The organism is Pseudoalteromonas rubra, assembly GCF_005887095.1.
Classification (GTDB): domain Bacteria; phylum Pseudomonadota; class Gammaproteobacteria; order Enterobacterales; family Alteromonadaceae; genus Pseudoalteromonas; species Pseudoalteromonas rubra_E.
The window spans coordinates 35,447-52,358 of sequence record NZ_PNCI01000017.1; the positions used below are offsets into that span (position 1 = coordinate 35,447).

7 protein-coding genes are annotated in these 16,912 nt (G+C 46.8%); 2 read left to right on the forward strand and 5 right to left on the reverse strand.

All coding sequences use genetic code 11. The features are described 5' to 3' along the window. Positions 1–322: 322 nt before the first annotated feature. Genes CWB99_RS07930 through CWB99_RS07940 form a run of 3 tightly spaced genes read right to left on the reverse strand, consistent with a single transcriptional unit; the run spans position 323 to position 13,290 of the window. Positions 323–823 (reverse strand): hypothetical protein, encoded by a 501-nt coding sequence (locus CWB99_RS07930; protein WP_138550378.1) that lies wholly within the window; start codon positions 821–823, stop codon positions 323–325. Next, the gene (locus tag CWB99_RS07935; protein ID WP_138550379.1) at positions 798–11,921 is read right to left on the reverse strand and encodes a SpvB/TcaC N-terminal domain-containing protein; all 11,124 of its coding nucleotides are present in this window, start codon (positions 11,919–11,921) and stop codon (positions 798–800) included. Before CWB99_RS07935 ends, CWB99_RS07930 begins: the two co-directional genes overlap by 26 nt. A 1-nt stretch (position 11,922) precedes the next feature. After that, on the reverse strand, positions 11,923–13,290 hold the full coding sequence (locus tag CWB99_RS07940) for a hypothetical protein (protein WP_138550380.1): 1,368 nt from the start codon (positions 13,288–13,290) through the stop codon (positions 11,923–11,925). Positions 13,291–13,856: 566 nt separating this feature from the next. Here CWB99_RS07940 and CWB99_RS07945 point away from each other — a divergent pair. Next, complete coding sequence (locus CWB99_RS07945; RefSeq protein ID WP_054014624.1) at positions 13,857–14,090, forward strand: helix-turn-helix domain-containing protein; 234 nt, start codon at positions 13,857–13,859, stop codon at positions 14,088–14,090. 57 nt (positions 14,091–14,147) lie between these two features. On the opposite strand, the gene CWB99_RS07950 is transcribed toward CWB99_RS07945, so the two are convergent. Next, positions 14,148–14,681 (reverse strand): hypothetical protein, encoded by a 534-nt coding sequence (locus CWB99_RS07950; RefSeq protein WP_138550381.1) that lies wholly within the window; start codon positions 14,679–14,681, stop codon positions 14,148–14,150. Positions 14,682–14,815: 134 nt separating this feature from the next. Beyond that, a complete protein-coding gene (locus tag CWB99_RS07955) occupies positions 14,816–15,514 on the reverse strand; it encodes a tRNA1(Val) (adenine(37)-N6)-methyltransferase (protein WP_138550382.1) in 699 nt (232 codons plus the stop codon). Positions 15,515–15,581: 67 nt separating this feature from the next. On the opposite strand from CWB99_RS07955, the gene srmB reads away from it, so the two are divergent. Continuing rightward, positions 15,582–16,814 carry an ATP-dependent RNA helicase SrmB gene (srmB, locus tag CWB99_RS07960; protein WP_138550383.1) on the forward strand — a complete coding sequence of 411 codons (1,233 nt, stop codon included), beginning with the start codon at positions 15,582–15,584 and terminating at the stop codon, positions 16,812–16,814. Positions 16,815–16,912 lie beyond the last annotated feature (98 nt).

The window sequence follows — 16,912 nt, forward strand, 5'->3', positions numbered from 1 at the left end:
CCAGTTTAGGGTGAGTAACTTTGAAATTTTGGGATAACCAGTCAAACCCGGATATATGTCAGAGCAACACATTTATAGCGAACTGGACCAAACATCAGGTATGGCAACACGGGTAACATAACGAACGGGATAGCGAAAATTCGCTATCCCGCAGGCCTACTCGGCTTGACATCGCGGGAGCGTCCATATATGTCTTAGAAACTTAGCATGTAACTATACGGGCAACACAACAAACGGGACAACGAAAATTAGCTATCCCGCAGGCCTACTCGCTTGACACCGCTGGAACGTCCATATGCCTCTTTGTAACTTTCCTTCTTGATTAGGTCCTCTTTCCATGCACAAGCTCAAACTTCGCTTCACCATTTATATAAATTGGAAATATATAAAATTCGTCTTGATATAATGCCAGTTCAAATTTTCTTGTTTTTTCTTGTTGTGAAAATAGATCTATATCACTCAAATAACCACTAAAAAGCTCGTTAGCTCTTAGCACTTCTTCATCAAAGCTCCTTTTTGTCAAAAACACAAAGCAATCAGCAATACCACCTATATTTCTCAACACATCAATTAAGGATTCAGCTTTCAGCTCAAGTAGTCCATATGTCTTTATCTGCCCACTTTCATTTTCAGCTTGAGTTTCAATCAAGTTCAGGGCGAAATCAATTAGCTCAATATCTGTGCTTTTATCAAGCTTTTTCCATATACCCTTGTACCTATTAACCTTGGAATCGGCGGCCCATTCCACACTTTGTCCATAAGCATAACAATTGTATTCATTTCGAGCCAATAGCTCATTAATGTCCGTAATGTCCACCATCATTAATTTGCCTCCCGTTTACTAGCTGTCCAGTGTTAAAGTGAGGACCCTGATTCTGAATATTTCCAGGCCCGTGAAAGTGACCGGCTGAGTCATATCGTATAAACAGGTCTCTGAACCCTCCTTGACCATTTGGCATCCGGAAGATTTCTACAAAACCAGGTTGCGTTCTTCCACTTCTATCTATATTTGGCAATGTGCTTGTAGGCCTCATATTCATCGGTATATTTAGTGATCTTCTAGCCGCGCGATATGCCGCCAAAGGGCCCCCACCAAGAGGTGTCAAGTTCAAAGGTGGTGCCCCTTTAAGACCAGTTAGGTGCTGCTCTAATAGCCTTATGTTTTGCATCGTTAAGGGGCCTCTACCTCTTGCCATTGTAAAATGTGGATCAAGTTGCTTTATCTGATTCGTTAATTGATTCACTCGAGCATTTATGAACCTTTGAAATTGATTGTACTCTCTCCTTGCTCTTCTGTTACCATTAAACGCTTGACCAAAAGCGGCGGTGGTTGCACCATTAGAAAACTTACCACCTGTAATTTCAGATATTGTTCCACCTACGATAGCTGCCACTGCAATACGAGCAGCATCCCACTCAACTCCCTGATCGATACCAACTATTCCATTAATATCAAGCCCTTTCGTAAACCCGGCACTCCAAAAACCATGACCAAACTTTCCGCCTTGCAGTTCGGATATTATCCCGCCGGTGACTGCATGCGTAGCAACATGGCCCACACCACCAGTTTTCCAGAAAGCACCACCTGTGCCATCAAATGCGTCTCCTATCTGCTTGAATGCTTCCGCCGAAACAGCTGCAATCGCCCCAGCTTTGAATGCCTGTGATGAAGAGCCGCCCATAGCGCGAGTAAAGTTGTAGCTCCAGTAAGCAGAGCCGGCTGGGCCTGCAAACTTGTAGAAAACAATATTACCTACAATGTTGGTCAAAGTAGCTCCAAAAATCTTTGTAGAAGCTCTGATGACATTTCGTAGCACCTTTTTGAATGGCTTTGAGAATTCGATCAAATACCCACTCGGATCCGTATATGACAGCGGATTATTCAACACATAACTAAACGCATTGTAATTTTGAAGGTTTGTAGGCGCCTGCACCACAGGATCCGCCTGCATAAAGCGGCCTGTGCTTGAGTCATAGATCCGACCATTCATATGAATGATGCGGTTGTCATTGCCTATCTTGACGGGTTCATGGCCGGTATAACCACGGAAGTTATCAGATACCATATCGAAGATACGCTGCGCCGTTGAAAAGTTCTGCGCATCAACCAGGTTTTGAGGTCCCTCATACTTTTGGGCACCAAATACATCATAGGAATAACGGGCCAGTAACTCGTAGTTACGATTTGCGATTGCAATAACCGAGCCCTGATGGTCGGTAAACATCCACTGTATGGCGCCATTGCCATTCATAAAGTACTTTTGTTGCGCATCGTTGCCGATATAGCGCTTAATGAATGGCGTATTGTCGCCGCTTTCCTTGGAGCTTACGGTCAGCTCCAGCGCACCAACGTAATAGACGGTCTGGTTTTCATCTACGCGCTTATAACGGCGATTATTCGCATCGTAATTAAAGCGTACAACTTTACCATCAACGGTGATGTTAGCCGCTTTGTTTCGTGCTGTGTACTCAATGCTACGATAATCAGCACCGTCTATATACAGCTTGGTTTGATTACCATTTTTGTCATAGGCAAACCGTTCTGTCACCGTTCTGTCTGTGTCCGCCGAAGCAGATTGCAGGCCAATATCAGCGCTAAACAGTTGATCTCCCGGAGGAAGGATGGGATCAATAGGAGGCGGAAAAATAACTGGCGTTGAACTGCAGCTGCTATCAACATCCCCGCTATTGTAAGAGCGACTTGTTATGGCATGTCTGGGCGCTTCACCCTGGCCATAATACTGAGACCACTTCTCATTAATCACTGTACAGCTACCATTTAAGTCGGAACTGCGAAAGTTCGCTTTAGACCTTAAGTTGCCACTGGCATCGTATCTGAACAATTCCTTATTCTCGATATGTGTCACCCTGTTCAGCAAATCATACTCATAATTTTGCTCGGGTAACGCAATCTGTGCGCGACTCAGTAAATTGCCCAGGCCATCAAAGCTGTAAGAATCAGCCTGAATATGACGATAGTTTGTACTTTCAATGGTTTTAACCATACCGGCATCGTCATACGACACCGCCATGATTGCGTTACCTTTCTTATACTGGGTAACTTGCCCACGAGCATTCAGCGACTGTACCTCATAGTATTGCTGAGCGTACTGCCCTTCTCGCGCTTCATGTTTTTGTGCAATCAGGCCGTGCTGGTAAGTATTTTTCACTCCCCGGGCATCGATGTATTCGCCGTTTTCCATCCTGCGATAGTCGTCAAACTGATAGCTGACCCTGCCAAATTCATCATAGGCTATTTGTTGGATCACACATTTGGAAGAAAGCGGATTAGAGAGGTCCGGACTCGGAGTGTCCGGATCATTGTAACCTTGTTTAATCCGTAAATCGTTCAGACGCATGTTGAATGCTACCCCTTCAGTACAGTGCTGTGTTTCCAGCGCCGTCAATGTTGCGGCTGCACGCCCAAAGGTATCGTAGTAGTAGTATTGTGCCCAGTTATCACCCTGAGTTGCAGACTGTAACTGGTGCACATTCTCAGCCAGGGTACCAAAGTGCCATTGACTCTCGCCTTCATACACAATGTCGGTCTGTTCAATGTGGGTTGAGTTGGCACTCGTGCTGTCCGGCTGCGTATGCCACTGACGAACTTTGCGTCCTAACAGATCATACTCAATATGCGTTGCAACGCCACGCGCATCGGTTTGCTTGATTAGCTCTCCAAACGCATTGTACTCATAGCTCCAATCGCCACGGTCGACATCTTTTGTGGATCCCTTACGGCCCAGCAAGTCGTAGCTATTGTCGACCAGAATCATATTGTCTGCGGACGAATCGACCGTCAGTTGGTTACCGCGACTGTCATAGGTGTATTGCAGAACATTGCCTTTGGCATCGGTGACTAACTCAATCTGCCCAAGCGCATTCTTGGTGGTCGTGGTTGTTTGCTTACCAGTAGAGACACCAGCACCAGTCAGCTCAACCGTGCTAACCAGATCATTCTGAATATAGGTTGTTGTCACCTTACTATTGTTATCTGTAGTAGACGTTACACGGTCAAAGACATCATAGTTGTACGTCACTTCAGAACTCCCCGGCGCCTGTTGCATCAGAGCACGGCCGTACTGATCATGCTCTACTTTCGCATTAAGCCAGGTCCCCAGAACAGTGATAGTGCTGGTTTTATAAACCCTCCCCACTCTGTCCATGAATTGTTTCTCAACCAATTCACCATTGACAACTTTATTGACCTGAGCAACACACTTGTCACTGTCCTGACAGGCAGTTAGATACTGATAGCTTTGCGTACCCGATGCACTATAGGTACCAATTTTTGAACCAAATACATCGTATAGAGTGGTGATCTTTGTGCCGTTAACAGACAACACTTCAGTTGCCTGTCCGAAGACATTGCGCGCCTTAACTTCAGTGCCCTTTGCCCAAACTATATCATCTTCATCAGCTTCCGTATCTGCCTCTGACAGTTCCTCTTTACTGGCTTTTTGTCTTGAGTACCGTGCGTATCTGCCCTCTGAATCATAAATGGTTTCAGTGATCCGGGTTTGTTTTTCTTCGTCGCCACACCCACTGTTTGAGGTGCTCTTTTGCAACAGATTACCCAAGGCATCATATTGATAGCTGGTTGTCAGTTCATACTCACACCCTTTGCCTTTTGCAATCGTCTCGCTTTCAAGCATATACGCATTAGCGTGGCTGGCACCATAATAAGTAAAGTCTGACGTCAGCGTATGAGTCGCCGTATCATCGGCTGAATGCGTAACCGTTGATGAAACCAGACGACCACGCTTCTTATAGGCGTCAGTTGCGCCATAATTGTTGCTGGTCGTCACACTTGATAACGGGCTGGTCACGCTTAAGCTGTCAATCTCGTGCCAGGCTGCATCATTGTATAAATCAACAATGGGCGTGTCGCGATTATCCACTAGCTGTTGAGAAACGGTTTTAGTGACATTACCAAACTCGTCCTGCTCGGTTTCGGTGCTCGAACACTGACTTGAACCAATTGTCGAATCAGTATTCATATTGATCCGACTGCTACACTCTTTCGACAGTCGATTATAAACCCGATACGTTCGCCCTGAATTATGCTGGTTGGGTTTTAAGTAATAGTCGTTCACCGCACTACTGATCACCGTGCCATTGAACGCTTTAATGGTTCTGGCTGGCATACCTGTTAGTGGAAATGCCTGATGATAACGCGTAGTTGTACTAAACTGCTGACCGTCTTTGATATTGACAGTAGTCAGGGCTTTAAAGCCAAGCATGCCTCGACCACCAAACTGTACTTGTGCTCCTTCATAACTGTATTCAACAGCGCTTGTCAAAGTATCATCAGTATAACTTGGGCTATCTGTCTCAACCCGCGATACCAGCACCATAGACCCACCGTTGATAGGCGTTACTTTCAAGCCCTGGGATTTAAATGTGTTGTTATCTTCCTTATCCTCTGCAAAACGAGGTACTCCATGTGCTGATGAAGAAGGTTTATAGACAGCCTTATCAGACATTAGTGCATAGTCTATTTGAGTCTTGTTACCATAACCTTGGGTGATACCTGACAAATACCCTTCATAAGGTGATTGATCCAGGTTGAATTTCACCAGCACCTTGTCACCGGTTCTAAACATCAGATCAGGTACACCATCGCGATTGTAGTCGCTGAAAAACGCGGTATCCCCTTTGTCCAATTGCATATAAGGCGTCAAAAATGGCGTGTAACTTGGTGTTTTAACGAACTGTTCTTGCGCAACTTGCCACACAAATTGCACCCAGCTATGGGAATTTGACTGGCTATGCTCAACCGGGAAGTACAGCTCTGTTTGGCCGTCTTTATTGACATCCATCACCATTGGCGCAATTTTTTCGCTTATTAGACCCTCACGATGTGGAACCGTTTTAGACCAGTCAATATGTGAGAAGTCGAACGAAACACGCTCACTCGACTTGTTCAATAGAACACGCCAGCCCTTTACTTCATTGGGATAACGTATCGTGTTGAGATAAATAAAATCAATTAGCCCATCACCATTGACATCCGCGGGCGTGAGATGCTCGATATGATTTGCTCCAGTATTAGTCACTGGGTCCGAATCAAACATCTTCAAGCTGCCATTCCCGGTCACCCCCTGATTCACATTGACATAGATATGGCTTGCTTCACCTTCATCACAATTATTACCAGGACACTTAAGCGACACAATATCCGCCAATCCATCGAAGTTTACGTCCATTGCATACCAGGGCGTATTCTTCTGGGTCATCTGCGAGTAGTCACCCGGTCTATTTGAATTGGCAACGCGAGGCTCTAAGAATTCGTTTGTCACAGGGTCGTAAAACGCGACAAAAATCTCATTTTTATCATTGAACTTAGCATGCCACTTACTCTCACCAGGCAAACGCACTTCTTTTTGCTGGAATACCAGATCGGCATAACCATCGCCATTAAAATCAGCAAACCTGCTGTTCTTGATAAATGGCCCATAGCTGTCAGATAGAGGTAAAGGCGACCACTCAATCGACCCTAAGTTTAAAGACGCGCGTGTCCAGTAGTAAGCATTGGTTTTGTGATTGCCATTGTGGTTATCTTGCAGGCTGATCCACAACGACTGCTTGCCATCACCATTGGCATCAACTGCCTGCATATCCACCACGTCTGAATTGTCATAACGGGATATTTTACTACATGCAACTTGGCTTGCTGGTTCAAAGGTATTGCCTTCCCAGAGACATAGTTCGTATTGTTTATCTCCGATTTTTTCCAGAGTAGCGACTTCTGCAGTACCATCGCCCTGAGCGTCGATCAGCGTCATGGCTGCCAGTTTGTTATCCCCTGATGGCGCGAAGACCTCGGCATACGATTTGTACTTTATGTCACTGGCAAACGGTGTGTAGTCAAATTCTACCGGGAGTTTACATATCTGGTTACGACACTGCATGATACTCCTCAGTGTACGCAGGCCATTATTCTCAGTATTAAATGCCAGTGAATAGTCACTTAACTCAAAGCCGTTGTGATTAGTTACTCTGATCCCCTCCAGATGTGCGGCCTGGGTCAGCTTGGCACCGTCAATGTAGCTTGTGCGGTAACTATCTGTTGCAGAGTAAGAAAACTGCACAGTATTGCCGCTATACTCAATCGTACTCAGTACTTTCTCGTTGCTACCAAGCTTCTGTCCATCTGACGCTTCCTTTGCATAGGTGTAATTGATGGAAGTTTCATCGTTTTGCAGGTTATCTGTTACCTTTCGGATCATCCAGGTCAGTACATGCTCTTGTTCTTCGCTATCAACAATACGTACTTCACTGTTTTCAGTACCTCCGTAGTACTTGTATGAACCGTCTTTGCCCATGACGACAAACATATTTAACCCGGTCTCTGGGTTGTTGGTCAAAATAATCGTCTGGTGACTCTCAATCTCAGTTTCATAGGTAGCGATCGTCGCAAGGCCGTCAATAGATTCATCCACATCCAGCTTGATCAGGCGCTGACCGTCTAAACAAAAGCGATCTTCATCACTCAGGGTTAACCCTTTGAACTGACCATCCTGAGCCAAAGTCTGGCGACAGCGTGCGACACTGGATGAGGCATTTAAACTCCAGCCCAGTGCTATGCTTGTACGGGGCGTTTGAGAGTTGTAATCAAGACTGACTGACGGTTTAACGCCCGTAATACCGACTGGTAACTCTATCGGTACATTGTAGGCCGCCGACCCTGACTCAGTTACACGGAAGCTACCCATAGTTGGGGTGAAGCGGGCGTGCGTTGACAGCACATCCATTGACGGCGCATTATTCTGCGCCTGTACAAATGGCAATGAAATACTGGTTGGTGCAGTCTGAGTGCTGTCATTGATCAACACTCGCTCCTCATTGGAGAAGTTATTACTACAATGCAATACTCTTGGATTTCCTTCCAGGGCCACACGGACACAGGCTTTAACCTTAAAGCGATATTCGCCATTGTCATAGGCATTTACCCAAGAGGTACTATCACCTGTTACTGGCCCTTCTGTCGCACTTTGTGCTGGAATAACCTCGGCCCGGTAGTAATCCTGATTGTGCTGTGACACATAGAGCTCATATTCCTCAACAAGCGAATCCGAGGACATGGTCAGTTCAACCGTACCACCTCCGTTGTTGTTCAGGGTAAGCGACGGTGCACTAATCCCATCAGCCGCATCAACCGGGTTAGTCCCTAGCTCAATCTCAACCTGATCGCTTAACCCATCTTTGTCTGAGTCATAGTCATAGTGGCAGTCATTCACCACACGACAATAGTCATAGAAGTAGTCGAGTAAATTGAATGTGGCATTATCATACTGGCTTCTGGCCGCGCCTGCTTCCAGCAGTGTAATAAACACTTCAGCGCGGGTAACACCTGATCTGAGCTGGGCAACCCAGTATGCCTGATCGCCTCCTCCCAAAATTTCGTCGCCAGTCAGTGTACCCAGGAAATACTTGAACAGAGTGTTGATAAACACGACATCATCGGCATTCGCCAAGTCAGGATTGGCGTTTATTAGAGCACTGATAATTTCATTAAACGAATATCCGTTGTCATACAGATATGCCAGCAGGCTTAATTGATCTTTACTCGGTGCGCGCTGCAGCAGCACCAGCATGGCTTTGGTCAGGGCGACTAGCTGGGTATGTTCCTGATTGGGCTGCCAGCGGCTACTTTCCCATTGTGCAATCTGCTCTTTGAAGGCGTCATGTAATACCCCCAGATCGCGCCACTTAATCGCATTCGCAGAAATCATTTCTCTGTCAATAACGTGCAGTTCACCGTCTGCCGTTTTAACATAGATCTGTCCTGATGCAGCAACATCTACCTGATGATTGATACCAGCGGGGAACGCATATTGCCACTGTACATGGCCCGTTTGCTTATCCAGTGAATACAGATTGCTATCCATGGAACCCACGTACAAATTGCCGTCCTGATCCAATTGTGCAGTGGCGATAATTGGACCTTTTGTGGTAAACAGCCAGTCCTGCACTTTTCTCAGAGAGTCAGTGCGCTGTTTTGGCCTGTGCCGGAACTTGTAAAACTGATGGTTCTCTGAGCCAAAATAAACATGATCATCGTCAGCAATACTTTCAACCAAAGGACTCGCAGTCACTCTGGCAGGAATATCATCGCGTCCACTGTTGTTGGTTTGTGGTTCAAGCTTAACGCCCTTTTGCCACTGGTCGTTAAATGCGCTGTAAACTTGTACCCCATTATCTATGCCTTCATACATGTATCCGTTGTCACTTATGGTGATCGGATTAGCGAGCAGATCAGGCTGACCGCTGCTACCTGTGGCGTCCGCGATCAGCATGCTCTGCAGATATGTCCCACCTTTTGATACACCATTGGTAGCAGACACATGTAAGCCACCCTGTGCCAGCCCCGTCAGAACTTTACTGTCAAACCAGGCCGTCACCGTATTGTTTTGAACACTGTATCTGGTTGCTTGCGCCTGTTCGCCCGTGGTACGGATCCTGACCTTTATGCGGCTGTCTGTCCCACCCAGGAACAAGCCGGTCACATGCAAGGCACATTCTGTTTGCGGACATTCAGCGCCAGTCACAGACTGTAATATGGGTGCCATATGAGTCACAGTGATCTGTTGACCAGCTGTACAGGCATCCATGTTGTTACACGCGATCAGCTCATAGGTAAACTGACCCTGTTGCGGCTGACTTACGGTGTACTGCCGCGCGGTTAACTTTCCGGACACCTGATTCGGTTTACGGCTTTTATCACTTGGCAAGCCAGCCCAGGTATTTACTTTGTAGTATTCAGTCACCCCGTCTGCATTGTCAGGCCAGCGTAATGTATAGCTGCCGCCTACTTGCCGTTGATAATCATAAAAACGCGGAGGGATCGGCTCGTCAGTTGGATGCGCAATCGGGACAGGGCCTTCTATTACCTCATCACCGAAGACTCTATTCGGGTTATTCGGGAGGTAATTGACCGGTGTCACTTTAAACGTCACCTCCTGACCATGTAGAGCGGGCGTTGTATTAAGGACATAGGTTAATTTAAACACATTAGGACCGACGACTAGGGTCTCGCTATCGTACTCAACACGACTATCATTTAGATACGCTTTTATTTCTAGTTCTTTGGTATTCGTAAAACCTTCCAGTGTGAGCTTTACACCGCCTTCCACTCTGCCAGACTTAAGTATGAGGCCAGAAGGTGTTGGCGGCACAATATGTTCAACCGCAATATTGCCCAGCTTATTAGTAATGGACGCACCGGTGTTGTCTGTCAGCGTCAGCTGAATTTCTTGTTCACCTATCCGATTTGCAGACCAGGTAAGGGTCACTTCCTCGGCTTCGTTTTGTGAGTCTGTGTGTGGCAGTGTAATCGGCAACTGCGGCTGCACATCCACGGATTGAGTAACATTATTACTAGCGAGCCTGAGGCTGGTGATGCTATCGGAGCTGGCAGAAAAAGCAGCCACTATAATTTTTGCCGTTACCGTCTCGCCTACCCGAATTGGGTTTGAAGACCCAGCTGGCGGCTCGGATACCGCAAAAGAGAAACGATCTTTAAATACCAGCAGGTGGTTGACCGGGGTATTTAACCCTAAACCCAGTGCATCTTTGGCCTGAACCGACACATACCACTGATTGGAGTTAGCCAGGCCATTCACGCCATTGTAAGAAAAGTCAACGGCACAGTCGCCGGTCGCTGGTGCATTTGAAAAATTGCATTGTTCTAGCTGTTTTGCACAGGCACTGACTGATGGTTCGCTGCTGCCTTTTGAATTCAGGCAGATCGTTATTTGTGCCAAACCACTGGCATCACTGGCGGATGCCGTGACACTCACGGTTTCATCTTTAAAAACGGCCGCTGGCAAAGCATTCAAACTGGCACTGGGGGCAAAATTAAAGCTGACCGAATCGGTTTTTTCCACCGCTTCGTCTTTGTTGTCACTGACACTGACAGTTACAGCAAATTGATCGCTGCCCTGGTCGGGAGTTGCTGTGATTGGCACCTCGTCGCAGCTTATGCTGCTCGCCGAGACCTCGCAATAATCGCTGTCCTTGTAGCTAACCCCGTTGATTTTAAAGGTGTCGAGGTTCAGCTGATTGTAAGACAGAGTATTGGGATCCGTGATGCTAAACGACACTAAGGCATCGTCACCAGGCATCAGCTCATTATTATTTTTTATAGTGATATCAGAAATAGTCGGCGCGGAATTGAGCTCTAAAACCCGTAAACGTACGCTTTTAACTGCGAGAACGCCGTATTTGTCTGTCGCCCACGCTACCCATTCGTGATCACCAAAAGAAAGCGTATTCGCTTTGTAACTTTTGTTGCAACTGAGGCTAGATGTGCCTGAATTAGTACATTTGTTAACTTCCTTATTACCTTTTTTGATAACTATCTTCTTCAAATCTCCGCCCCCATCACTGGCGGCAAAGCGTACCGTCAAGGCCTGATTTCTGTAGATGTTACTATGGTCTATACTAGTAAAAACAGGGGCGGTCTTTTCCTTATAGGTGACCTCCATGGTGCAAGTATGTTCCTGTTCACTGTCATAATCATCTTGAGGCGATTCCGATGACGACATTGCTTTTATATGAAGAGTGTGTTTGCCAAATTCAGGCAGGCTTTTTAAATAAAGGTGAGGTAAAACATCACGATTTCCCCCTCCATAGTCTTTTACGGTGCTATCGCCCCAAGCCCAGTTTTCTCGTGACAGTGTCGTGGTACCAATTTTTACTTCTGTAATACCATCAAATGTAACTTCATAACCGCTTGTATCATAAGACTCTCTGATTACCATATTAGTGAGGTCGATTTTGTAGTCCCCAACGCCAGATACAAATGACAGGTCGGTTGCATTGGTACATTTACCCGCCATAGCGGATGCTGACATCCCGCTTATTAAAGCAAGCGCTAACACCATACTGGCTTTCGTTTTCATTGTTTTTTTCATGTTATAGCGCTCCCTTCCATAGTATGGTCATGGGCTTTGACTCACTCAGTGCGTTGACTGACAGCACACCCACACTGCGTGACTGGAGTTGCACAGACTCCGTAGAGGGGATAGCCACTCCCAACACCTGATCCTGATCCTTCACCAGGATCATTTCGGATAGACCCTGAATATTCTTTCTGTTCAGAAATAACGTTGGGGTGGTGATAACCGGGTGATCAAGATGACCAGCCAATGTAAAGCTCTGTGGTTTTGGCAATAAAGTTTTCTGGTCTAAAATCTTTACTTTACCGCTGCGGTAAAACGCATAGATACCGGCAGCCTTCTTGTTGCTGCCAGCCAGTGAGTCAGTGAACTTTGCGGAATAATTGCCGTCATTGTTAACGATGACCGGGCTGGAGAGTAAGGCATCCTGCTCATACGGTGAACAGGTTACATTTGCTTTATCCGCTAAACGTACCATACAGGTTCGTCCCTGACCTTGTGCGTTCGTCTCGTTGTAATGCAGGTAATGCTCCGTGATGACAGGCGCACTATTGACGACACCATCCAGTGTTAACACCCACTCCTGTTGCCATGAAACAGGTTTATTCTGTTCTTTGTGAGCCCGGAAAAAATACAACTTCCCATCGTGCGTCGAGAAAATAAGATGGTGCTTATCCTGAAAGACTGTGCGCTCAATAATGTCCAGGTTTAAGCCAAACAGGGGCTGTTTATAGTCGCTCTGGATCCCCTTGTTTAAGAATGGATTTTCCCTGACCGTCGCAAGATTAATCGAGGTAGACTTGCTTGCGCCATCGAATCCATAAGCCGTCAACGTAAATGTCGAGTCGCCATGTACATTAAAAGCGTGCGTACCACTGTTAAGCGCTGAAAGCTGTGCCACGCTGCGACCGCCATTTTGCGCGTGTGAAATCGTCACACTGGTTGCGCCAGTCAATTCCCAGCCAACTCGAACTGGGCTACCAACCTCTACTGCGCTGTAGTTCTGGGTGTAAAACGCTTTGATGTCTAAATTATCGCTGACATTGCTATTTTCAGGGTTGCTTGATGAACAGCCGTATTTATGGCAGGCAAGAACCCGATAACGGCCCGTCCCTTTATGCCGGTAAAAACGACCCGTTATCTGAGTGGCTACAACCTGCCAGGCTCCTCCTTCAAATTTGTGTATTTGGTAGTATTCGGCCTGTGGTGACGGTGTCCAGGCAAGACTTGTATATCCATCAAGTTCCTGGCTTGAGAGTTTAACTATCGCGTCCGGACGCAATTCTATCGGAATAAATGTCGTTATTTCACCGACATTAATAGGTACATACGCTTGCTCAAACCCTTCGGTGGCTTTTGAACCAAGTGGATAGAGTAAACACATATTGAACAGTGCATACAAAAGAGAGAACCTCCTCCCTCCTTGAGTGAAACCTTGCATAATAAACATCCCGTGACAGAAAAATCCAAGACCCCCTTGCCAGATATACTCATTAACGCATAAAACCTAAGCCACACATTTTCTTATTCTGATTTAGGTAACGTATTAATAAATAAAACGAAATACTGGCCCCTCGCCCGATTTATAATCCATCAGAGGCAAGATGGTCAAAAAACAGCTGATATTGTATTGTTCACCTACTATTCAGGTCAACCAAAAAAGGAACAGTGATTCTTCCACAACACAGTGGCTTCAAGCTCCTTCATTTTGATCATGCAGGGTCTTCTTTACCTGTGTATTGCAAAGGTACATTCCCCCTCTGATGAATCAATTCATAACATGCAAAATAGGTGCATATTATTATTTATTTCATCGCAATCTGAGTTACAAATTACCCATTGCAGGAAATAGCAATAGGCGCCCGGTGATCCGTCTTTTAAGTAATGCGGTAAGTGCATTAATCGGAACCGGCTTTACCTTTAAAAAAAATAAACAAAGGAATAAACAGCATGGATTTCTTTTCCCGTTATATTACCGGTGATGATCTTAGGAAGTTAAGAAAGAACAAAGGGGTAACAACGCAGGCGATGGCAACTCAGCTGGGGGTTTGTCGTAAGACTTATGAAAACTGGGAGCGAGATGTGGGCCAGCCAAAGCTCAATCAGTTCTTTGCCATGGTGACTTTTTGCTCTGTAGATGTATCTGACTTTTTGACCAAGATACGCCAGCACGGCCAGGCATAATTAAAATCCCTCAGAGCATGTTTAAACCTTACTCTGAGGGTGAATTCTCAACCGTATCTAAGCTTCTGCAAGCTGCTGCGGCAATTCTGTTACCCAGCGTATTTCTCTCATCCAATTCGTCATCTTGGGAAACCCCTTATCCGGGCAGGTCATATCCCATGCTGTGAGCAGCGGATCGCCAAATACCCCACCGTTTTGGAAGCTTTCCTTCAGAGCCTGATTCATACCCTGATAGCTATTTTCCGGGAACACCAGATCAATAGGTAAGCCTAGGTGCCAAATCGCAGCAACAGACCAGGCGGTTGCCGCCATCTCTTCACCGTCCATCGCTTGTTTCTCACGTCCGTTTTTAAGCCCGTTTTTGTAAACATCTTTGTGCAGCTGTGATCTGAATATCGGCTCACACACCGCAATATGGCCCGCCTCATGGAGTATGTCTCCCGCGCAAACCAGCTTATCAACATCTATATGTAGTACGCCATACACGATTTGTAGTCCCGGCAGAAACATCTCGCCCTCAACAGGGCACAGCCTATGAGGCAAATTAATATCGCTCAGAAAGTCACAGATGATTTGGGTATCTCGATCCATTGTCGGCTCCTTGCACTGGGCATGCATTGACCCAGTTTAGTCTTATTTGGCTAGTTGCGAGTGTAGCGCTTTTAAAACACCTTAGGTATTACATAAGATTACTGCATGAGTGCCCATTACGCCGCCCTTCTGAGTCACATTTTTAGATAGAAATCACGACACAGATCAATAAACGCCTCGCTATACTCCCCCATTTTGTTTCTCACACACAGACTGTGCAGCTCTTGCGTGGTTTGGTTGCGGTGGAATTCCAGCATCAGCCTGCTGACAGGCTTATCCGGTGTCATGGACACATCGCAGCGACGCGCAAGATGCAAACCGTGCTGCTGTGCCAGCGCGATAAATGCAAGACCTTCCTGAGCTGGCAAAATCACCGCCAGCCGACCTTGCTCGTGACTGTGGCACATAAATGCGTCTATAAGCTGGACAAAACTCAAACTGTCTGTGTGCCGTGCGGTGTTACGGGCAGCATCAGGCCCTTTTAAGCTGTGATTAAAGTACGGTGGATTGCTGATCACCAAATCATAAGGCTGATCTGAGATGAATGTCTGGATGGGTGTCTGGTGTATAGAAATATCCGGCCAGGGGCTGGCGTGAATATTGTCAGTGGCGTCCAGACAAGCCTGCGCATCAATTTCAACCGCATCGATTACAAGCCTTGGGGCGCGCTGTTTGCACATCAAACTCAGTAATCCCGTGCCAGCGCCAATGTCGAGCATGCGCTGCGCGCGCGCCACATCTACCCAGGCGCCGAATAACACGCCATCGGTCGACACCTTCATTGCACTGCGTGATTGTGCCACCGTAAATTGCTTAAATGCAAAGCCAGCCATTTTGCTCCTTTGAGAAACCCGGATTGCCAAGTATAATTCCGCTATTGTCCTTTATTTGTGATGCACTATGCAATTTACTGAATTCGATCTCGACGGCACGCTACTGACTGCCATAAAAAAAATGGGCTTTGAGCAAGCCACCAGCATTCAACAGCTGGCCATTCCGGAGGCCCTGATGGGCCGCGATATCCTTGCTTCGGCGCCAACTGGCACAGGTAAAACAGCCGCCTTCCTGATCCCGGCAATTCAGTATTTGATGGATTTCCCGCGTCGCGATCCCGGCTTTGCCCGTGTGCTGATCATGACACCGACCCGCGAGCTGGCCTACCAGGTGTTTGAGCAATGCGAAGCGCTGGCTGCAGGCACGCACCTGAAAATCGGGGTGGTGACCGGGGGAATAAACTACGGCAGTCACAAAGAGATCTTCGAAAAGAACAACGACATTCTGATAGCCACACCGGGGCGTTTGATGGAATACCTCGAAACCGAGAACTTCCATGCCGATAACGTTGAGCTGTTGATCCTCGACGAAGCTGACCGCATGCTCGACCTGGGCTTTAAAAAAGAAATGCTCAAGATCTGCAACGAAGCAAAAAATCGCCGTCAGTGTTTCCTGTTTTCAGCGACTCTGGAAGGCGACAGTGTAGAGCTATTTGCCGAGCGTATCTTAAAAGATCCGGCGCTGCTTGAAGCCGAATCAACGCGCAAAGAAAAAGGCAAAATTCATCAGTGGATCCACCTGGCTGATGATTACGAGCATAAACTGGCGATGCTGGCCAGCCTGCTACAAAGCGAAGAAGTGACCAAGGCCATCGTGTTTGTCAAAACCCGTGAGCGTCTCGAAAAACTGGTTGGCGAGTTATACACCCAGGACATCAAAACCACCTGGCTGCGTGGTGAAATGCCGCAGGACAAGCGCATGGCCGCCATGGCCAGCTTCCACAGTGGTCGCACCCGCATTCTGATCGCCACCGATGTGGCGGCACGTGGTATCGACGTTGCGGATATCAGCCATGTCATTAACTTTGATATGCCGCGGACCGCCGACATTTATGTCCACCGTATTGGCCGTACCGGTCGTGCCGGTAAAAAAGGCACCGCTATTTCACTGGTTGAGGCCCATGATGCTGAGATCCTCGGTAAGGTTGAGCGCTATACAGAGCAGAAACTAAAACGCCGCGTGATTGAAGGGCTGGAGCCAAAACACAAAGAAGCTAAGCTGCCGAAAAAGAAAAAAGATCCGGCAAAAATCAAAGCCAAGAAAAAGGCCGCCAAAGTCAAAGCGAAAAAGAAAAAGTAGCCTGACCTGAGCCATATCAGGACGCCGCCCGGCGTCCTGCATTTTCCTTCCTCTCCTTATTACTCCCTTTATTTTTTATCCTGACGATAAAAATAACT